Source organism: Ollibium composti, from assembly GCF_004801285.1.
Classification (GTDB): Bacteria; Pseudomonadota; Alphaproteobacteria; order Rhizobiales; family Rhizobiaceae; genus Mesorhizobium; species Mesorhizobium composti.
On sequence record NZ_SSNY01000016.1, the window covers coordinates 22,955 to 40,114 of the forward strand.

Consider the following 17,160-nt stretch of genomic DNA (forward strand, 5'->3'; position numbering starts at 1 on the left):
GTCAGGACCTCACGTAGGGTCGCCCTCTTCCTCCTCGAACTCGTCCACGGCAACATCGGCGTTCGCCGACAGGCGCACCCTGTCGCCCTCGACGCCGGCCACGAGGCTCGCCGGAATGTAATGGTGATGCCCCTTGTGCGAGCCCATGCCGCTATCGGCCTTGGTCAGCTTGATGCGGTCGCCCTCCATCCTGTCGACGGTGCCGATATGCACGCCGTCGGCGCCGATCACTTCCATATGTTCGCGGATATTGCTGTTCATGGCGATTCTCCGTTTGGGCAGGAACGCAAAACGGCCGACCGGCCGTTTGGATGCTTCGCCGCAGCGATATTTCTGGTGCACAGGCGCCCGCCTCCTGCCATCATGAAGGCAAAGCGAGGGATTCCATGGAAATACGACCCGCCCTGTTCGCCGCCGCGCTGGCCGCGCTATCGGCAGCCCCTGCCCTTGCCGGCGATGCCGCGCAGCTGGAAATCCTCGGTTTCTCCAAGGACGGCGGCGTCTTCGCTTTCGAGGAATACGGCGTGCAGGACGGGTCCGGCTTTCCCTATGCCAGCCGCTATTACATCGATACGGCGACCGACACCTTCGTGAAGGGTACGCCGGTCAAGGTGCGGCTGGACGACGAAAGCGCCTCGATGGCCGACGCCCGCAAAGAGGTGCGCGCCAAGGGCGAAGCGATCGTCAAGGAAGACGAACTCGTAGCCAATCGCGGCTTCACGGCCGGGTTCAACGCGATCACCGAACTTTCGGCCGATCCGCACCGCATGGTCGTCAACCCGCGACCGGTCTTTCCCGCCATCGACCCGCCGCTGGAATTCCGACTTGAGGAAATTGCCCTCAACAACCTGCCCGGCATGGAGACCTGCAACAGCCAGGGCGAGATCAACGGCTTCCGACTGCTCAAGATCGATGCCAGCGACGGCGGCCGCACGAAAGTCCTGCACGAGGACAAGACGATCCCGCAAAGCCGTGGTTGTCCGAACGGCTACCGCATCGGCGGCGTGCAGACGTTCTCGAAAGACAAGCTCAGCGCCTACGCCGTCCTGATCTCGGTACGGCAATACGGCTTCGAGGGCCCAGACCATCGCTGGATCGCCGTGACCGGCCGCCTGTGACGATCCTTTCCTCCCAAAACGCACCGCATCCGGGAGTGCGGCTTGTCGCCCGTTTCGCGCTGGCCCTGCCGCCTTGGCGGGTAGCGCTTGCCGGCGCGCTGCTGTGGGGGCTCGCCATGGGCGCCAGCGCGCTTGCGGCCCTCCTCATCGACCGTTGGGAAACGCCGGCGTCGATCCGCACCGTCGTTGTCCTGTTCGCAGGCGGCGGAGCGGTCGGCTTTCCGGTCGCGCTCTATGTCGCCCGGCTGCTCGCCATCGGCGCGCGGGCGGAGCCCGCCTTCGCCGCCGCCTTCGTCTCGCTGGCGGTGGCGACGATCGGCTTCACCGCCCTGTTCTTCGCGCTGTACTATCGCAGCTACTACGCGCAATGGCATGCCGAGACACTAACCCGGTTCTGGGCGATCCAGTTCGTCCATACGGCAGCGGGCGCGGTGTACCAGTTCGCAGTGCTCGGTCTGCGGCTTTATTTCCCCTTCGGCTTCGCCGCCCTGTTCGTCGGCGCGCTGATGAGCCTGCGCTTTGTCCGCCATGCGCGTTGAGGAATCCGCCCGGCTCTGTTAGGAGGCGGCGACAATTCCCACACACGGCAGGACCGCCCGATGATCCCACGCTATTCCCGGCCGGAAATGGTCGCCATCTGGTCGCCGGAGACGCGCTTCCGCATCTGGTTTGAGATCGAGGCGCATGCCTGCGACGCGCTGGCCGAACTCGGCGTCATCCCGAAGGAAGCGGCCAAAACCATCTGGGAAAAGGGCGGCGCTGCGACCTTCGACGTCGAGCGCATCGACGAGATCGAGCGCGTCACCAAGCACGACGTCATCGCCTTCCTCACCCATCTGGCCGAATTCGTCGGGCCGGACGCGCGTTTCATCCATCAGGGCATGACCTCGTCGGACGTGCTGGACACCTGCCTTGCCGTGCAATTGACCCGCGCCAGCGACCTCCTGCTCGCCGACATCGACGGCCTGCTGGCGGCGCTGAAGCGGCGCGCCTTCGAGCACAAGGACACGATCACCATCGGCCGCAGCCACGGCATCCATGCCGAGCCGACCACCTTCGGCGTCAAGCTGGCGGAAGCCTATGCGGAATTTTCCCGCGCCCGCGAGCGGCTGGTGCATGCGCGCGAGGACATCGCCACCTGCGCCATTTCCGGCGCCATCGGCACCTTCGCCAATATCGATCCCTATGTGGAAGAGCATGTAGCGAAAAAGCTCGGCCTGAAGCCGGAGCCGGTCTCGACGCAGGTCATCCCGCGCGACCGCCACGCCATGTTCTTCGCCACGCTCGGCGTCATCGCCTCGTCCATCGAGCGGCTGGCCATCGAGATCCGCCATCTGCAGCGCACCGAGGTGCTGGAAGCGGAGGAATATTTCTCGCCCGGCCAGAAGGGCTCGTCGGCCATGCCGCACAAGCGCAACCCGGTACTGACCGAGAACCTGACCGGCCTTGCCCGCATGGTGCGCTCCTACGCCATGCCGGCGATGGAGAACGTCGCGCTATGGCACGAGCGCGATATCTCGCACTCGTCGGTCGAGCGCATGATCGGCCCGGACGCGACGGTGACGCTGGATTTCGCGCTTGTGCGGCTCACCAGCGTCGTCGACAAGCTGCTGGTCTATCCGGACAATATGCTGAAGAATTTGAATCGCTTCCGCGGGCTTGTTCACTCGCAGCGCGTGCTTCTGGCGCTGACGCAGACCGGCGTGTCGCGCGAGGACGCCTACCGGCTCGTCCAGCGCAACGCCATGAAGGTGTGGGAACAGGGCAAGGACTTCCTGGAAGAACTGCTGGCCGACAAGGACGTCACCGCAGCGCTGCCCGAGGCCGAAATCCGCGAGAAATTCGACCTTGGCTACCACACCAAGCATGTGGATACGATCTTCAGGCGGGTGTTCGGAGAAGCTTGAGGCGGAACCGCCAGCTTCGCATCGGCGTTTAATGGCGAATTTTCGCTGGAGCGCCCATGCCGAAGACGGTGCGAATGCCCGAACCTGAAGAAGTGCCGATCCATACGCAGGAGCCTTCCGGCTGGCACGGCCATATCGGCTGGTTCCTGCGCGGCTTCGTGGCGGCGGCGCTGCTGTTTGGCGCCTTCCTCGTCTATCAGGACTATTCCAGCAGCGCTGTCGCCAGCCATGACGACACGCGCACGATCATCGTCGGGAAATAGACGGCACGGCCGCTCTCAGGCAGCCGTCGCCACGGCCTTGTCCGGCACCAGCCGGATGAGCGTGCCCCATGGGTCCTGCTTCTCGCTTGCCGCCGACGCCTGCGAAGACCGCAACTCGACCCACGACAAGCCGCTGCGGGACGGATCGCGGCGACCGGCGCCGGGGCTCTGCCAGGTGTTGCCGGCGATGTGGTGGTGGTAGCCGCCCGACGACATGAAGGCCGCCTGCGTGCCGTAGCGCGCCACCGTGTCGAAGCCATACGCCTCGTTCCAGAAGCTTTCGGCGGCTCGCGGGTCGCCGACGCGCAGGTGGACATGGCCGACGACAGTGTTTTCCGGCATACCCTGCCAGGGGGCGTCGCCTTCCGGCACCGAGCCGACAACGCCGGGAATATCCATGCGCGCGGTCGCCATCTTGACCATGCCGTTTTCCCACGCCCAGCCTTCATGCGGCCGGTCGGCATAGATCTCGATGCCGTTGCCTTCCGGATCGGTCAGGTAGAGCGCCTCGGAAACGATGTGGTCGGAGGCGCCGTCGATCTGGATACGATCGGCGATGGCATGGTTGATCCAGCGGCCTAGGTCGGCGCGGCTGGGCAAAAGGAAGGCGGTATGGAAAAGACCGGCGGCACGCGGATCGTCCGGCTTGGCGGCGGCATCGCGCTCCAGCACAAGCAGCGGGCGGCCGGGCGAGCCCAGTGTGATCGTCTCGCCGTCGCGCGACAGTTCCTGAAGGCCGACGACGGAACGATAGAAGTCGGCCAGCTTGTCGGCCTCGCGGGCCTTCAGGCCGACGCGGGCGACGCTGATTGGCGTGGTGGCGGCAAAGGGCAGTTCGCTCATCATGAACTCCTTGGGCGGCGCACGTCGCCGCGCTTGTGTGGTGCGCCGCATCCAGATGTGGCGCTTCCTTGCCCTACAGATCGTCCATCGCCATCGTTCACACAAGATAGATAAATGCGAACATCGTGTTCACATTTTTGACTACGTTCCATCGACCGACGCGGTTGCGCGCCACGGTGCGGCTCGCTACATGCCGGCCATGAAAGTCAAGGACGCAGATATCCTCATCGTGCCGGGCTACACCAATTCCGGCCCCGACCACTGGCAAAGCCGCTGGGAGGCGAAGCTCTCCACCGCCCGCCGAGTCGAGCAGGCGGAGTGGTCGAAGCCGGTGCGCGAAGACTGGACGGCGACAGTGGCAAAGGCCGTCAACGAAGCGGAAAAGCCGGTGGTGATCGTGGCGCATTCGCTCGGCGTGCCGAGCGTCGTGCAGGCGTTGCCGCACTTCCGCAACAAGATAGCCGGCGCCTTCTTCGTCGCGCCGCCCGACGTCGCCAATCCCGAGGTCAGGCCGCGCCACCTGATGACGTTCGGGCCCTACCCGCGCGATCCGCTGCCCTTTCCGTCGATCACCATCGCCAGCCGCAACGATCCCTACTGCGCCTTCGAGGTCGCCGAGGATATCGCCTCGGCTTGGGGCTCGCTGTTCATCGACGCTGGCGAGGCCGGCCACCTCAACAGCGAATCCGGCCACGGACCATGGCCGGAAGGCTCGATGACCTTCGCGCAGTTCATGAGCAAGCTGTGAATGGTGAATGGTGAATGGTGAATGGTGAAGTCGGGGTTGAGAATCCTCGACCCGTCAACCTAACACATTCTGTCCATTTACTATTTTACCATTCACCGCTCTACTTCCCGATCGCTTCCCTGATGTTGCCGATCAGGGTCTTGGCGCCGAGCGCGATCAGCGCGTGCTCGGAACATCCGGCCAGCAACCGATAGCCCATCTTGACGGCGCGGCCGGCCATCTTCGGGTCGATGATGTAGATGGCACAGTGCTTGCCGGCCGCGCGCGCCCGGGTCGCTACGGCGCCGACCGTCTCCATCATGTCCTCGAGCGTCGAATCCACCTTGGCGCCCTTCGTCCAGGCAATGGAGAAGTCCGACGGGCCGAGGAAGATGCCGTCGATGCCGGGCGTGGCCAAAATGCCGTCCAGCGCGTCGAGCGCGGCGCGCGTCTCGATCATGGCGAAGGCCAGCGTGCGCTGGTTGCTGGTCGCGAGCCACTCGGCGTGATCGCCCTTGCCGTGCCGCGGAAAGGCGTAGGTAGGCCCCCAGGAGCGCCCGCCCAGCGGAGGATACTTCATCGATTCGGCGAAAGCCTTGGCGTCGGCGACCGAATTGATCATCGGGGCGATGACCGCCTCGGCGCCGAAATCCAGCGCTCGGCTGGCCATGTCGAAGCGGCCGACCGGGATGCGTACGATCGCCGGCTTGTCCGCTGCCAGGACCGGGGCGATGGAGCGCAGCACGCTGTCCTCGTTATGGCCGCCGTGCTGCATGTCGAGCGTGACGCAGTCGAAGCCCTGCCTGGCGACGATCTCCACCGTCAGCGCGTCCGGCACGCCGGACCAAGCGGAAATCAGGGTTTCGTCAGCCTCCAGGCGCGTTCTCAGCGACATCCGTCCATCCTCATTGGCTGAATCCAGTTTCAGCCGGAAATGCCTCGAAAGGCAAAGAAAAACCGCCCGGAAAGCCGGGCGGTCGATTGGTCCACGAGAAGCGTCCGATCAATCGGCGTTCTTCACCTGCTCGGCCGCGGCCGCCATCAACTCGTCCATGGTGCGGCGGATCTGGTGGTCCGACTGGTCGACGCCGGCGGCGTCGAAATCCTTGCGGATCTTGCGGAAAACGTCGTGGTCGCCGGCTTCCTCGAAATCGGAATTGACCACTTCCTTGGCATAGGCGTCGGCGTCGGTGCCGGTCTTGCCGAGTTTTTCCGCAGCCCACAGGCCGAGCGCCTTGTTGCGGCGGGCCACTGCCCGGAATTTCTGTTCCTCATCGAGCGCGAACTTGCGCTCGAAGCCTTCCTGGCGGTCTTTCATGCTGGTCATGGCATTCCCTCCGGTGGAAAAGCGAGTCATCGCCGGTGAATATGTCGTCGCCGAGCACAAACCAAATGGGCGCGGATCGGTCAATATGCAAGCTCCCATGCTGCACCGCGACATTCCGGTTTCAAATCGGTTGATTGGCCGTATTGCTCATTGAGCAAAGGCTGCGATTGAGGTAGGACCGCGATTGAAACCTCCCACGCCGCATCGTGCGCGCAAGAAAGGGACCAGTCGCTTGACGCCTGCCCTTCCAGCCAGAGAAAACACCCCATGAAGTCACGCCGCCGCATCTACGAAGGCAAGGCCAAGATCCTTTACGAAGGACCGGAGCCGGGAACGCTGATCCAGTTCTTCAAGGACGACGCCACCGCCTTCAACAAGAAGAAACACGAAGTGGTGGACGGCAAGGGCGTGCTCAACAACCGCATTTCCGAGCACATCTTCAACCATCTCAACCGCATGGGCATCCCGACCCATTTCATCCGCCGCCTCAACATGCGCGAGCAGTTGATCAAGGAAGTCGAGATCATCCCGCTGGAAGTGGTGGTGCGCAACGTCGCCGCCGGCTCGCTGGCCAAGCGCCTCGGCATGGAGGAAGGCACGGTGCTGCCGCGCTCGATCATCGAATTCTATTACAAGGCCGACGCGCTCGACGACCCGATGGTGTCGGAAGAGCATATCACCGCCTTCGGCTGGGCGAGCCCGCAGGAAATCGACGACATCATGGCGCTGGCCATCCGCGTCAACGACTTCCTCTCCGGCCTGTTCCTCGGCGTCGGCATCCAGCTCGTCGACTTCAAGATCGAATGCGGCCGTCTGTTCGAGGGCGACATGATGCGCATCGTCGTCGCCGACGAGATTTCCCCGGATTCCTGCCGGCTGTGGGACGTCGCCACGCAGGACAAGCTCGACAAGGACCGTTTCCGCCGCGACATGGGCGGGCTGGTCGAAGCCTATCAGGAAGTGGCCCGCCGCCTCGGCATCATGAACGAGAACGAGCCGCCGCGCCCGACCGGCCCGGTGCTGGTCTCCTCCAGCGACCCCAAGACCACCAAGCACTGAGGACCCGCCGCGTGATCAAGGCCCGCGTTACCGTAACCCTCAAGACCGGCGTCCTCGACCCGCAGGGCAAGGCGATCGAGCACGCGCTGACCGGCCTCGGCTTCGGCGGCGTCGGCGCCGTCAGGCAAGGCAAGGTGTTCGACATCGAGATCGACGGCGCCGACAAGGCACAAGCCGAAGCCGACCTCAAGGCCATGTGCGACAAGCTGCTGGCGAATACGGTGATTGAGAACTATAGTGTAGCCATTACCTGAGGTTGTACCGGAGGGTAGGATGGCGGAAGTCGATGGCGATCTGATCTACGAAATCCTCAAAAGCATTCAGGGCAGACTCGACAAGATCGATGCCGGCATCGGTGAGATCCGACATGAAATCGTTTCGCTGCGGCTCAACCAGATGGGCATGCAGAACGATATTCATAACATCTACGGCGTCCTTGCCCGCCACGACGAACGCCTCGAACGCATAGAACATCGCCTCGACCTGCGCGAACTGGCCGAGAAATCCCAGACCCCATACGAGCCGCCCAAATGAAATCCGCCGTCGTCCTCCTTCCCGGCCTCAACCGCGACCGCGACATGATCGCGGCGCTGACCAAGATTTCCGGCGCCGCACCCGCGACCGTGTGGCAGACCGACACGGAAATCCCCGACGTCGACCTGATCGCCATTCCCGGCGGTTTCTCCTTCGGCGACTACCTGCGCTGCGGGGCGATCGCGGCGCGCTCGCCGGTCATGCGCGCGGTGGCGGAGAAGGCGGCCAAGGGCGTCATGGTCGTCGGCGTGTGCAACGGCTTCCAGATCCTCGTCGAGGCCGGCCTGCTGCCCGGCGCGTTGATGCGCAACGCCTCGCTGAAATTCGTCTGCCGTGAAGTGAAGCTTCAGGTCGCCAACGCCAACACGGCGTTCACCCGCGGCTACCGGCAGCATCAGGTCATCCGCTGTCCTGTGGCGCATCACGACGGCAACTATTTCGCCGACGAGGAAACGCTGGCGCGCATCGAGGGTGAAGGCCAGGTGGTGTTCCGCTATGCCGAGGGGACCAACCCGAACGGCTCGGTCAACGACATCGCCGGCATCGTCTCGGCCAAGGGCAACGTGCTCGGCCTGATGCCGCACCCGGAAAACCTGATCGAGGCGGCACACGGCGGCAGCGACGGGCGCGCGCTGTTCGAGGGCGCGCTGGGGCTGGCGGCCTGACACCGCTTCCGAGCCGCTGGCGCGGCGCGGAAAAGTCTGAAATCCTGCTGCAAGCTGAACCCGAATCGACGGATGAGAGCATGACGATCCGCTTTGCCGCCACCTGCGCCCTCATCGCCCTGTCCGGCCTCGCGCTGGGCGCCTGCCAGTCCAAGTCCTACAACGGCGCGTCCGGCGGCGGCGGCAAGAGCGCGTCGCTCAAAGCCATGGAGCAGGTGGCGATCGCCGCGCACAAATGCTGGATCGCCTCGAAGGACCCGGCCTTCAAGCCCTACCAGATGGCCAACGAACTGAACAATTTCGGCGGCACGCCGCGCTTCCTGCTGGTGCCGGCCAAGCACTATGGCGGCAAGCCGCTGCTGGTGGTGCAGGCGAGCGGCAATTCCAGCCGCGTCGACGTTTATGGCCCGCTGATGGACGGCGCGCTCGGCAGCCGCATCGGCGCCGACATCGCCCGCTGGCAGACCGGCTCCAGCGACTGCGGCACTGCCGCCTGAAGCGCGCCGCGATCAATCATTCCCAGGGAGGGCGAATACCCTCGCGATAGGCGTCGGCGCGGGAAATGCCGATGTCCTTGAGCTGTTCGTCGGTCATTTCGAGCAGCGCCAGGCGGCTGCGCCGGCGATCCGCCAGGTAGTCGAGCCAAGTGTAGAGCGAACGAATGACAACCGTGATGCGCCTGACGAAAGAGGCGCGCGGCGGCAGGAACCGCAAACCATCAGAATCCGTGATGATTGTATCGATTGTCTTCATGATTGCACCTGAACGGATCATGCTATCGGGATGCAATCTCTATGAATTGACTTTCAAAACGGTGCAATGTAGAAAATTGTCACCATGACAAATTGGTTTTCCGACCTTTCCGGTCCCGGCCCGCTCTACCAGCGGCTCGCGGATCGCATCGAATCCGGCATCGACCGGGGCACGATGCCGGCCGGCTTCAAGCTGCCGCCGCAGCGCGACCTCGCCTATGACATCGGCGCGACGGTCGGCACGGTAGGGCGCGCCTACCAGTTGCTGCGCGAGCGAGGGCTGGTCAGCGGCGAGGTCGGCCGCGGCACCTATGTCCTGAAGCGGCACGACGACGCTCAGCCCGACATCGAGACGGCGCCCCTGTCCTATGAAGGCACGCGCGGTTTCGAGGCGCCACCCGACAAGCTGCGCTTCGACAGCACGGCCGCGCCGGACATCGGCCAGGGCGTCGCCGTCGGTGAACTGCTGGCACGCATCGCAGCCGACCATCCTTCCGAGATTTCCAGCTATACGCGCGACTTCCCCGAACGCTGGTTCGAGGCCGGCAGCCGCTGGCTGGCGCGCAACGATTTCCGCCCTGCCCCGGATACGATCGTGCCGACGCTCGGCACCCATGCCGGCGTCATTTCCGCTATCTCGGCGCTGACCGCACCCGGCGACACCATCGCCTTCGAGCACCTGACCTATTCGCAGATCGCCCGCAGCGCCGGACTGATCGGTCGCCGGGTAGCGCTGGTCGCGGCCGACGGCGAAGGCCTCGACCCCGAGGATTTCGCGCATGTCTGCGCGCAGAAGCATCCGAAGATGATCTTCCTGATGCCGACGATGCAGAACCCGACGCTCGCCACGCTTTCGGCCGCGCGGCGGCAGGAGATCGCCCACATCGCGCGCGAGCACAACGTGCTTCTGATCGAGGACGATCTCTACGGCGCGATGACAGGCGATACGACGCCGCTTCTGGCCGAATATGCGCCCGAACGCACCATCGTCGCCGGCGGCCTATCGAAGTCGGTGGCGGCGGGCGTGCGCGGCGGCTGGCTGTCGTGCCCGCCCGCCTACCGGCACCGCATCCGCGTCGCCCACAAGATGCTGACCGGCGGTCTGCCCTTCCTGTCGGCGGAACTGTGCTCCCGGCTGGTGCTGTCAGGCCGCGCCGCCGAAATCCGCACGCAGATCCTCGCCGAGATCGAGGCGCGCACGGCGATGGTGCGCGACAGGCTCGCCGGCTTCAGGTTCAACAGCCACGCGCGGGTTCCCTTCGTCTGGCTGACACTGCCCGAGCCCTGGCTTTCCGGCACGTTCAAGAACGCGGCCCGGCAGAACGGCGTGCTCATCGACGACGAGGACGAGTTCAAAGCCGGCCGCTCGGAAAAGGTCTTCCACCGCATCCGCTTCGGCATCTCGCAGCCGCACCGGCGCGAGCAGGTCGAAGCCGGCATCGGCGTGATCCGCCGCCTGCTCGACGAAGGCCGCGCCGGCTACGAGAGCTTCGGCTGACGGAACCGCCGCGCCTGTGATTTTCGGCCGATTCCCCGGCTTTCATGGGGTGTAAGATCGCGGCGCATCGGCTATAGCGACCTCGACACGCGCTTTCGGAGCCGCCGCCACCGATGACCACTTCCAACACCGTCACGATCACGCCCGAACTGATTGCCGCGCACGGGCTGAAGCCAGACGAATACCAGCGCATCCTCGACCTGATCGGCCGCGAACCGAGCTTCACCGAACTCGGCATCTTCTCGGCCATGTGGAACGAGCATTGTTCCTACAAGTCCTCGAAGAAATGGCTGCGCACGCTGCCGACCAAGGGCGAGGTCGTAATTCAGGGGCCGGGCGAGAACGCCGGCGTGGTCGACATCGGCGACGGCGAGGCCGTCATCTTCAAGATGGAGAGCCACAACCACCCCTCCTACATCGAACCCTACCAGGGGGCAGCGACCGGCGTCGGCGGCATCCTGCGCGACGTCTTCACCATGGGCGCGCGGCCCGTGGCGGCGATGAACGCACTGCGTTTCGGCGATCCGGGCCATCCCAAGACCCGGCATCTGGTTGCCGGCGTGGTGTCCGGCGTCGGCGGCTACGGCAATTCCTTCGGCGTGCCGACGGTCGGCGGCGAAGTGAATTTCGACGCCCGCTACAACGGCAACATTCTCGTCAACGCCTTCGCCGCGGGCATCGCGAAGACCGACGCCATCTTCTATTCCAAGGCGGAAGGCGTCGGCTTGCCGGTCGTCTATCTCGGCGCCAAGACCGGCCGCGACGGCGTCGGCGGCGCCACCATGGCTTCGGCGGAATTCGACGATTCGATCGAGGAAAAGCGCCCGACCGTACAGGTGGGCGACCCCTTTACCGAAAAGTGCCTGCTGGAAGCCTGCCTCGAACTGATGGCCTCGGGCGCCGTCATCGCCATTCAGGACATGGGCGCTGCGGGGCTGACCTGCTCGGCGGTGGAGATGGGCGCGAAGGGCGACCTCGGCATCGAACTCGACCTCGACAGGGTACCGGTGCGCGAAGAGCGCATGTCCGCCTACGAGATGATGCTGTCGGAGAGCCAGGAGCGCATGCTCATGGTGCTGCGCCCGGAAAAGGAAAAGGAAGCCGAGGCGATCTTCACCAAATGGGGGCTGGACTTCGCCATCGTCGGCCGCACCACGGACGACCTGCGCTTCCGCGTCCTGCATCAAGGCGAAGAAGTCGCCGACCTGCCGATCAAGGACCTCGGCGACCAGGCGCCGGAATACGACCGGCCATGGGTCGAGCCGAAGAAGCCGGCAGCGCTGAAGGCCGGCGACGTGCCGCATGCGGACGTGGCGGACGCCCTGCTGAAGCTGCTTTCCAGCCACGACCTTTCCTCGCGCCGCTGGGTTTGGGAACAGTACGACACCCTCATCCAGGGCAATTCGCTGCAACGGCCGGGCGGCGATGCCGGCGTGGTGCGCGTCGACGGCCACGCCACCAAGGCGCTGGCCTTTTCCTCCGACGTGACACCGCGCTACTGCGAGGCCGATCCTTACGAAGGCGGCAAACAGGCGGTGGCCGAATGCTGGCGCAACCTGACGGCGACAGGCGCCTTGCCCTTGGCGGCCACCGACAACCTCAATTTCGGCAACCCCGAACGGCCCGAGAACATGGGCCAGTTCGTCAAGGCTATCGAAGGCATCGGCGAGGCCTGCCGGGCGCTCGACTTCCCGATCGTGTCGGGCAACGTCTCGCTCTACAACGAAACGAACGGGCAAGGAATCCTGCCCACCCCCACCATCGGCGGCGTCGGCCTGCTCGCCGACTGGGGCAAGATGGCCCGCATCGGCTTCGCCGCCGAAAACCAGCCGATCCTGCTCGTCGGCGCACCGGCAGAATGGGGCACGCATCTCGGCCAGTCCGTCTATCTGCGCGACATCCACGGCCGCGCCGAAGGCCCGCCGCCGCCGGTCGATCTGGCCCATGAGAAAAAGGTCGGCGATTTCGTGCGCAAGTTGATCGCCTCGGGCGTCGTCACCGCCTGCCACGACGTTTCCGACGGCGGACTGGCCGTCGCGCTGGCCGAGATGGCGATGGCATCCGGCATCGGCGCGACCGTCCCCGGCCTTGTCGATCTCGATCCTGTCCCGGTCTGGTTCGGCGAGGATCAGGGGCGCTATCTCGTCACGCTCGCCCTCGACCCGCATCAGGACGAGATCGACGACATCTGGAACGAAGCCAAGGCGCTCGGCATCTTCGCACCGTGGATCGGCTCCACCGGCGGGCGCGATTTGAAACTCGGCGAGGCGCGTGCCATATCTGTGGCTGAATTGACCACCGCGCACGAATCCTGGTTTCCTCGCTTCATGGGGACCTGAACGAGGACAGCACCATGGCCATGGACGCCCACGACATCGAACGGCTCATCAAGCAGGGCATCCCGGACGCACGGGTGACGATCCGCGACCTCGCCGGCGACGGCGACCACTATGCCGCCGAAGTAGTGGCCGAGAGCTTTCGCGGCAAAAGCCGCGTGCAGCAGCACCAGATGGTCTACGACGCGCTGAAAGGCAATATGGGCGGTGTGCTGCACGCGCTGGCCTTGCAGACCAGCGTGCCGGAGTAGCGCCTTGCCCTCGCCCCGTTTACGGGGAGAGGGAAGCGAAGCGAGCTTGCGAGCGAAGCAGGGTGAGGGGCAGCGCCAACCTCGGCAAGCCGGCTCCGCCCCTCATCCGGCCCTTCGGGCCACCTTCTCCCCGTGAACGGGGAGAAGGAAGAAGTGTTTACCTCTTCCTGACCGCCAATATCGGTCCGACTGGATCCTTGCCGCCGACCAGGATGCGGTCGCCGTCTGACAGGGTCGAAATCGCGCCGTCGAGGAACAGGGCGTTCGGGCAGGCAAGCTCATCCTTGAACAGCCGCGCGAAGGAGCCGAGGCTGACCGGCTGGCGCGAGATGGCCAGTACCACGGTGCCGTCGCCGCGCACACCCGCCCCGTTGCGAATGAAACGTGAGGTGCCGTCCGGCTCGAAGCGCGGGTGGATCTTGCCGTCGATCACCAGCATCGGCCCGGATTGCGTGGCGTAGGCGATGTCAGGGTCGCCCTCGGGATGCGCGGCCTCATAGGCGGCTGTTTCCATCACGCCGGCGCTGCCGTCCTTGCGCACGAAAAATACGCCGTTCGGCTCGAGGAAGAAATTCCCCTCCCCGTCCGCCTGATTGAGCGGCGTTTCCTGCCGGCCGGCCTCGACGAACAGGCCGACCGGCCCGAGCCCCTCGTGATACATGCCGGCGTTCATGGCGAGTTGCACCGGCGCTCCCTTCGCGGCAACCGCCTTGTCGAACGCCTGGATCGAGCCATAGGGCTTGCCACGCGCATCGGCGCGGGCGACGAAAACCGCGTAGCCCTTCGGATCGACTTCGCACACCGCATGGACGACCCCCTCGAAGCTCAGGTCGTGGCAGAACGGCGGCAGTTCGCCGACCACCAGCGGCGGCTTCGGGGCCGGACGCGGCCGGACGAAGAAGGCCGTCGCCGCGACGGCGAGCAGGCCAACCACGATCGCAAGGACCACTCGTGGCCTCATGCGCATGCCGTCAAGGTCGTTCGTCCGATGCGCGAGACAAGTCGCATGATGCTGGTCCAATTCACGTCATTGTTTGCGCCATTTCAAAGGCATCCCGGCAAATGGCTTGTTTCGGGTCGACTGCGGGGCTATTTGACTGTCATGTTATGGCCTTGCTTGCGCAGGCGAAAGGATTCTCCATGACCGGCATCAACGACTACATCGACAGCGAAGTTAAGGGCAACGACGTGGTGCTCTTCATGAAGGGCACGCCCGGCTTCCCGCAGTGCGGTTTCTCCGGCCAGGTCGTCCAGATTCTCGACTATGTCGGCGTCGACTACAAAGGCATCAACGTGCTGACCTCGAACGAGTTGCGCCAGGGCATCAAGGACTATTCCAACTGGCCGACCATCCCCCAGCTTTACGTGAAGGGCGAGTTCGTCGGCGGCTGCGACATCATCCGCGAAATGTTCCAGGCCGGCGAATTGCAGGCCTTCCTCCAGGAAAAGGGCGTCAGTGCCAAGAGCACGGCCTGAGCGCACAGCCGGGCACGCCCCCTAACCCGGCAAACCCCGCCGGTCCCGGTTTTCGGGACCGACAAGAGCCAATGCGTCGGCCTGCCGACGCATTTTCATTTAGGGACTGGATTTGCCATGGACCAGCAGAAGCCGGCGCCGCACCCAGAGACGCTGCGAGGCGCGCTGCGCATTCCGCGCTGGGAGTTCATCGCGCTGTGCGCGGCGCTGATGGCGATCAATGCGCTCGCCGTCGACGTCATGCTGCCGGGCCTGCAGGAGATCGGCGCCTCGCTCGGCGTCGAGAACGAGAACCACAGGCAATACGTCATCCCCGCCTACATCTTCGGCTTCGGCGTGGCGCAACTGTTCTTCGGCCCGCTGTCGGACCGCTTCGGCCGACGCCCGCCGCTGGTCGCCGGGCTGATCGTCTACATCGTGGCCGCCGCTGCTGCGGCGGTTGCGCCGACCTTCGCGCTTCTCCTGGCCTGCCGCCTGGTGCAGGGCGTCGGCGCGGCAGCGACACGCGTGATCGCCGTTTCCATCGTACGCGACACCTTCGAGGGCCGGCGCATGGCGGAAGTCATGTCGCTGATCTTCATGGTGTTCATGGCGGTGCCCATCGTCGCGCCCAGCGTCGGCCAGTTCGTCATGCTGTTCGCCAGCTGGCATTTCATCTTCGTGGTCATGGCGGCGGGCGCATTGGCCGTGCTGGGCTGGATGTGGCTGCGCCTGCCCGAAACCCTCCATCCCGAATACCGTCGCCCGTTCACCCTCGATGCCGTCCTCAAGGGCTTCGCCATCGTGCTGACGAACCGTGTCGCGCTCTGCTACACGCTGGCCAGCACGTTCATCTTCGCGGCGATGTTCGGCTTCATCACCTCCTCGCAGCAGATCTATGTCGGGCTCTACGGGGTAGGCGAACTGTTTCCGCTGATCTTCGCCGGCATGGCGGGCGTGATCGCTGTGTCCAACTTCGCCAATTCGCGACTGGTCGGGCGCATCGGCATGCGCCGGCTCTCGCACAGCGCGCTGCTGGCGTTCCTCACCATCAGCCTGATCTGGCTGGCGCTTTCGCTGGCCGGGCCGATCCCGTTGTGGCTGTTCATCATCATCTACTGCTGTGCGATGGTTCCCTTCGCCATGCTGGGCTCCAACTTCAACGCCCTGGCCATGGAGCCGCTGGGTGCGATCGCCGGCACGGCCTCGTCGGTGCTCGGCTTCATGCAGACCTTCGTCGGCGGGGTATTCGGCACTGCCATCGGCCAGGCCTATGACGGCACCGTGATGCCGCTGGCAGCCAGCTTCTGCCTGGTCACGGCGGCGGCGCTGGCTGCCGTGCTGGTGGCCGAACGCGGCAAGCTGTTCCAGGCGCACAATCCCCCGGTCACGCCCGGCGGCTTCAGCGAATAGAAAGCCGGCGCGCGGTCAGGTCAGGTCCGGCTCCTTAGAGCGAAATGCCGTTTCCCTGAACCGGCATTTCACTCTAGCCCTTTGTTTTTGAAGCATGATGTTTTCCGAAAAGTCTGCAACTTTTCGGCATCATGCTTTAGCCAGCGCCGCGAAATCGAACAGCTTGCGGTCGAGCAGGTGCGAGGGCCGCACGTTGGTCAGCGCGCGAATCATGGTGTCCTTGCGGCCGGGCATCTTCTTTTCGATGTCGTCCAGCATCGCCTTCATGACGTTGCGCTGAAGGCCGTCCTGCGAGCCGCAAAGATCGCAGGGGATGATGGGAAAGCGCATGCCGGCCGCGAATTTTTCCAGATCCGCTTCCGCACAATAGGAAAGCGGCCTCAGCACCAGTACGTCGCCCTCGTCGTTGAGAAGCTTCGGCGGCATGGCGGCCAGCCGGCCTCCGTGGAACAGGTTCATGAAAAAGGTTTCGAGGATATCCTCGCGGTGGTGGCCGAGCACCAGCGCCGAACAGCCTTCCTCCCGCGCGATGCGGTAGAGATGGCCGCGCCTGAGCCGCGAGCACAGTGAGCAATAGGTGCTGTTGTCCGGCAACTTATCGGTGACGATCGAATAGGTGTCGCGATATTCGATGCGGTGGGCGATGCCGTTGGCCGTCAGGTAGTCCGGCAGGATATGTTTCGGAAAATTCGGCTGGCCCTGGTCGAGGTTGCAGGCGAGCAGGTCCACCGGCAGCAGGCCGCGCCATTTCAGCTCGAGCAGCAGCGCCAGAAGGCCGTAGGAATCCTTGCCGCCCGACAGCGCCACCAGCCAGCGCTGGCCCGGCTCGACCATGGCGAAATCCTCGATGGCCTGGCGCGCGTGGCGCAGCAGCCGCTTGCGCAGCTTGTTGAACTCGACCGAGGACGGCGCATCGCGAAAGAGCGGATGGCAACCACCGTCCGCCTCGGAAGGTTCGGTCACAGCGTCGGCGTGGATATTCATGGTCGTCGGCCCGGAAACAAGTGTGGGG

23 protein-coding genes are annotated in these 17,160 nt (G+C 64.8%); 16 read left to right on the plus strand and 7 right to left on the minus strand.

Annotated features, from left to right (window positions below):
* Positions 1-9: 9 nt before the first annotated feature.
* Complete coding sequence (locus E6C48_RS20700; protein WP_136360090.1) at positions 10-261, minus strand: DUF2171 domain-containing protein; 252 nt, start codon at positions 259-261, stop codon at positions 10-12.
* 125 nt (positions 262-386) lie between these two features.
* Between E6C48_RS20700 and E6C48_RS20705 the strand changes: the two genes are divergently transcribed.
* The 4 genes from E6C48_RS20705 to E6C48_RS20720 all read left to right on the plus strand — a co-directional run bounded on the left by E6C48_RS20705 (position 387) and on the right by E6C48_RS20720 (position 3,288).
* Positions 387-1,118: a DUF2259 domain-containing protein gene (locus E6C48_RS20705; RefSeq protein ID WP_136360091.1), complete on the plus strand. Its 732-nt coding sequence runs from the start codon at positions 387-389 to the stop codon at positions 1,116-1,118.
* Positions 1,119-1,153: 35 nt separating this feature from the next.
* On the plus strand, positions 1,154-1,657 hold the full coding sequence (locus tag E6C48_RS20710; protein ID WP_330998652.1) for a hypothetical protein: 504 nt from the start codon (positions 1,154-1,156) through the stop codon (positions 1,655-1,657).
* Between the two features lie 60 nt (positions 1,658-1,717).
* On the plus strand, positions 1,718-3,025 hold the full coding sequence (gene purB / locus E6C48_RS20715; protein ID WP_136360092.1) for an adenylosuccinate lyase: 1,308 nt from the start codon (positions 1,718-1,720) through the stop codon (positions 3,023-3,025).
* A 74-nt stretch (positions 3,026-3,099) separates the two neighbouring features.
* Positions 3,100-3,288 (plus strand): hypothetical protein, encoded by a 189-nt coding sequence (locus tag E6C48_RS20720; RefSeq protein WP_136360093.1) that lies wholly within the window; start codon positions 3,100-3,102, stop codon positions 3,286-3,288.
* 15 nt (positions 3,289-3,303) lie between these two features.
* On the opposite strand, the gene E6C48_RS20725 is transcribed toward E6C48_RS20720, so the two are convergent.
* A complete protein-coding gene (locus tag E6C48_RS20725; RefSeq protein WP_136360094.1) occupies positions 3,304-4,131 on the minus strand; it encodes a VOC family protein in 828 nt (275 codons plus the stop codon).
* A 199-nt stretch (positions 4,132-4,330) separates the two neighbouring features.
* Between E6C48_RS20725 and E6C48_RS20730 the strand changes: the two genes are divergently transcribed.
* Complete coding sequence (locus E6C48_RS20730) at positions 4,331-4,879, plus strand: RBBP9/YdeN family alpha/beta hydrolase (protein ID WP_136360156.1); 549 nt, start codon at positions 4,331-4,333, stop codon at positions 4,877-4,879.
* A 100-nt stretch (positions 4,880-4,979) separates the two neighbouring features.
* Here E6C48_RS20730 and E6C48_RS20735 read toward each other — a convergent pair whose 3' ends face one another.
* Entirely contained in the window at positions 4,980-5,753 is a 774-nt protein-coding gene (locus E6C48_RS20735; RefSeq protein WP_136360095.1) for an HpcH/HpaI aldolase family protein, read from the minus strand.
* A 108-nt stretch (positions 5,754-5,861) separates the two neighbouring features.
* The gene (locus tag E6C48_RS20740) at positions 5,862-6,185 is read right to left on the minus strand and encodes a DUF1476 domain-containing protein (protein ID WP_136360096.1); all 324 of its coding nucleotides are present in this window, start codon (positions 6,183-6,185) and stop codon (positions 5,862-5,864) included.
* Here E6C48_RS20740 and E6C48_RS22665 point away from each other — a divergent pair.
* From E6C48_RS22665 to E6C48_RS20765, 6 genes are all read left to right on the plus strand, one after another.
* Positions 6,175-6,339 (plus strand): hypothetical protein, encoded by a 165-nt coding sequence (locus tag E6C48_RS22665; RefSeq protein ID WP_168734607.1) that lies wholly within the window; start codon positions 6,175-6,177, stop codon positions 6,337-6,339. The genes E6C48_RS20740 and E6C48_RS22665 overlap by 11 nt on opposite strands.
* A gap of 113 nt (positions 6,340-6,452) precedes the next feature.
* Positions 6,453-7,244, plus strand: coding sequence for a phosphoribosylaminoimidazolesuccinocarboxamide synthase (gene purC, locus E6C48_RS20745; protein WP_136360097.1), 792 nt, complete (start codon positions 6,453-6,455; stop codon positions 7,242-7,244).
* Positions 7,245-7,255: 11 nt separating this feature from the next.
* A complete protein-coding gene (purS, locus tag E6C48_RS20750; protein WP_136360098.1) occupies positions 7,256-7,498 on the plus strand; it encodes a phosphoribosylformylglycinamidine synthase subunit PurS in 243 nt (80 codons plus the stop codon).
* 19 nt (positions 7,499-7,517) lie between these two features.
* Complete coding sequence (locus E6C48_RS20755) at positions 7,518-7,778, plus strand: hypothetical protein (protein WP_136360099.1); 261 nt, start codon at positions 7,518-7,520, stop codon at positions 7,776-7,778.
* Complete coding sequence (gene purQ / locus E6C48_RS20760; protein WP_136360100.1) at positions 7,775-8,443, plus strand: phosphoribosylformylglycinamidine synthase subunit PurQ; 669 nt, start codon at positions 7,775-7,777, stop codon at positions 8,441-8,443. The genes E6C48_RS20755 and purQ overlap by 4 nt, the downstream gene beginning before the upstream one ends.
* Positions 8,444-8,523: 80 nt before the next feature.
* Complete coding sequence (locus tag E6C48_RS20765) at positions 8,524-8,940, plus strand: hypothetical protein (RefSeq protein ID WP_136360101.1); 417 nt, start codon at positions 8,524-8,526, stop codon at positions 8,938-8,940.
* 16 nt (positions 8,941-8,956) lie between these two features.
* Here E6C48_RS20765 and E6C48_RS20770 read toward each other — a convergent pair whose 3' ends face one another.
* Entirely contained in the window at positions 8,957-9,196 is a 240-nt protein-coding gene (locus E6C48_RS20770) for a DUF1127 domain-containing protein (RefSeq protein ID WP_136360102.1), read from the minus strand.
* Positions 9,197-9,280: 84 nt separating this feature from the next.
* On the opposite strand from E6C48_RS20770, the gene E6C48_RS20775 reads away from it, so the two are divergent.
* The 3 genes from E6C48_RS20775 (at position 9,281) to E6C48_RS20785 (ending at position 13,280) form a co-directional block, all read left to right on the plus strand.
* Positions 9,281-10,693 carry an aminotransferase-like domain-containing protein gene (locus E6C48_RS20775; RefSeq protein WP_136360103.1) on the plus strand — a complete coding sequence of 471 codons (1,413 nt, stop codon included), beginning with the start codon at positions 9,281-9,283 and terminating at the stop codon, positions 10,691-10,693.
* A 113-nt stretch (positions 10,694-10,806) separates the two neighbouring features.
* Entirely contained in the window at positions 10,807-13,032 is a 2,226-nt protein-coding gene (gene purL / locus E6C48_RS20780; RefSeq protein WP_136360104.1) for a phosphoribosylformylglycinamidine synthase subunit PurL, read from the plus strand.
* 14 nt (positions 13,033-13,046) lie between these two features.
* Complete coding sequence (locus E6C48_RS20785) at positions 13,047-13,280, plus strand: BolA/IbaG family iron-sulfur metabolism protein (protein ID WP_136360105.1); 234 nt, start codon at positions 13,047-13,049, stop codon at positions 13,278-13,280.
* Between the two features lie 157 nt (positions 13,281-13,437).
* Here E6C48_RS20785 and E6C48_RS20790 read toward each other — a convergent pair whose 3' ends face one another.
* Positions 13,438-14,229 carry a phosphodiester glycosidase family protein gene (locus tag E6C48_RS20790; RefSeq protein ID WP_230978893.1) on the minus strand — a complete coding sequence of 264 codons (792 nt, stop codon included), beginning with the start codon at positions 14,227-14,229 and terminating at the stop codon, positions 13,438-13,440.
* A 191-nt stretch (positions 14,230-14,420) separates the two neighbouring features.
* On the opposite strand from E6C48_RS20790, the gene grxD reads away from it, so the two are divergent.
* Positions 14,421-14,756: a Grx4 family monothiol glutaredoxin gene (gene grxD, locus E6C48_RS20795; RefSeq protein WP_136360107.1), complete on the plus strand. Its 336-nt coding sequence runs from the start codon at positions 14,421-14,423 to the stop codon at positions 14,754-14,756.
* A 117-nt stretch (positions 14,757-14,873) separates the two neighbouring features.
* Positions 14,874-16,148 carry a multidrug effflux MFS transporter gene (locus tag E6C48_RS20800; RefSeq protein WP_136360108.1) on the plus strand — a complete coding sequence of 425 codons (1,275 nt, stop codon included), beginning with the start codon at positions 14,874-14,876 and terminating at the stop codon, positions 16,146-16,148.
* Positions 16,149-16,277: 129 nt separating this feature from the next.
* Here E6C48_RS20800 and ttcA read toward each other — a convergent pair whose 3' ends face one another.
* Positions 16,278-17,132, minus strand: coding sequence for a tRNA 2-thiocytidine(32) synthetase TtcA (gene ttcA, locus E6C48_RS20805; RefSeq protein ID WP_136360109.1), 855 nt, complete (start codon positions 17,130-17,132; stop codon positions 16,278-16,280).
* Positions 17,133-17,160: the final 28 nt, after the last annotated feature.

Bases quoted from the DNA above. Each gene is read 5' to 3' on its own strand.
- E6C48_RS20700 (WP_136360090.1), bottom strand. From the start codon at position 261: ATGAACAGCAATATCCGCGAACATATGGAAGTGATCGGCGCCGACGGC.
- E6C48_RS20705 (WP_136360091.1), top strand. From the start codon at position 387: ATGGAAATACGACCCGCCCTGTTCGCCGCCGCGCTGGCCGCGCTATCG.
- purB (WP_136360092.1), top strand. From the start codon at position 1,718: ATGATCCCACGCTATTCCCGGCCGGAAATGGTCGCCATCTGGTCGCCG.
- E6C48_RS20720 (WP_136360093.1), top strand. From the start codon at position 3,100: ATGCCCGAACCTGAAGAAGTGCCGATCCATACGCAGGAGCCTTCCGGC.
- E6C48_RS20725 (WP_136360094.1), bottom strand. From the start codon at position 4,131: ATGAGCGAACTGCCCTTTGCCGCCACCACGCCAATCAGCGTCGCCCGC.
- E6C48_RS20730 (WP_136360156.1), top strand. From the start codon at position 4,331: ATGAAAGTCAAGGACGCAGATATCCTCATCGTGCCGGGCTACACCAAT.
- E6C48_RS20735 (WP_136360095.1), bottom strand. From the start codon at position 5,753: ATGTCGCTGAGAACGCGCCTGGAGGCTGACGAAACCCTGATTTCCGCT.
- E6C48_RS22665 (WP_168734607.1), top strand. From the start codon at position 6,175: ATGCTGGTCATGGCATTCCCTCCGGTGGAAAAGCGAGTCATCGCCGGT.
- E6C48_RS20740 (WP_136360096.1), bottom strand. From the start codon at position 6,185: ATGACCAGCATGAAAGACCGCCAGGAAGGCTTCGAGCGCAAGTTCGCG.
- purC (WP_136360097.1), top strand. From the start codon at position 6,453: ATGAAGTCACGCCGCCGCATCTACGAAGGCAAGGCCAAGATCCTTTAC.
- E6C48_RS20755 (WP_136360099.1), top strand. From the start codon at position 7,518: ATGGCGGAAGTCGATGGCGATCTGATCTACGAAATCCTCAAAAGCATT.
- purQ (WP_136360100.1), top strand. From the start codon at position 7,775: ATGAAATCCGCCGTCGTCCTCCTTCCCGGCCTCAACCGCGACCGCGAC.
- E6C48_RS20765 (WP_136360101.1), top strand. From the start codon at position 8,524: ATGACGATCCGCTTTGCCGCCACCTGCGCCCTCATCGCCCTGTCCGGC.
- E6C48_RS20770 (WP_136360102.1), bottom strand. From the start codon at position 9,196: ATGAAGACAATCGATACAATCATCACGGATTCTGATGGTTTGCGGTTC.
- E6C48_RS20775 (WP_136360103.1), top strand. From the start codon at position 9,281: ATGACAAATTGGTTTTCCGACCTTTCCGGTCCCGGCCCGCTCTACCAG.
- purL (WP_136360104.1), top strand. From the start codon at position 10,807: ATGACCACTTCCAACACCGTCACGATCACGCCCGAACTGATTGCCGCG.
- E6C48_RS20785 (WP_136360105.1), top strand. From the start codon at position 13,047: ATGGCCATGGACGCCCACGACATCGAACGGCTCATCAAGCAGGGCATC.
- grxD (WP_136360107.1), top strand. From the start codon at position 14,421: ATGACCGGCATCAACGACTACATCGACAGCGAAGTTAAGGGCAACGAC.
- E6C48_RS20800 (WP_136360108.1), top strand. From the start codon at position 14,874: ATGGACCAGCAGAAGCCGGCGCCGCACCCAGAGACGCTGCGAGGCGCG.
- ttcA (WP_136360109.1), bottom strand. From the start codon at position 17,132: ATGAATATCCACGCCGACGCTGTGACCGAACCTTCCGAGGCGGACGGT.